This window comes from Pseudomonas sp. Eth.TT006, assembly GCF_054456575.1.
The window spans coordinates 1-315 of the sequence record NZ_JBTJEN010000048.1 but is presented as its reverse complement, the minus strand read 5'-3'; the positions used below and the strand labels follow the sequence as shown (position 1 = coordinate 315).

1 protein-coding gene is annotated in these 315 nt (G+C 58.7%); it reads left to right on the top strand.

The window, feature by feature from the left end:
- Positions 1-78: 78 nt before the first annotated feature.
- On the top strand, positions 79-315 hold a 237-nt coding region (locus ACXR0M_RS27260), incomplete at its 3' end, for a DUF6124 family protein (protein ID WP_458834693.1).

Sequence of the window (315 nt, the reverse complement as noted above, 5' to 3'; positions counted from 1 at the left end):
CTTTTTAAAAGCAAAGATCGCAGCCTGCGGCAGCTCCTACACGGAGTCATTCTTTCAAAGTGCGTGGAGCCTTAGTCGATGTCCAAAACCAACACCCATCCGCCAATCACAGACCCGGTATCCCCCTACGAATCACTCAACTCGCGAAAACTCCACGATGCCGCCGAACGCGCCCTCGACCATTACCTCGCGCCCGCACAAATCATGTCTACGCCGTACAGCCCCAGCAGCCTGTTCAGCGCCAACCCCCAAGCCGACACCGAATCCCTGCTGGCCAACGCCTGCGAATCCCTGGCCTCGGCCACGGTGATGCTC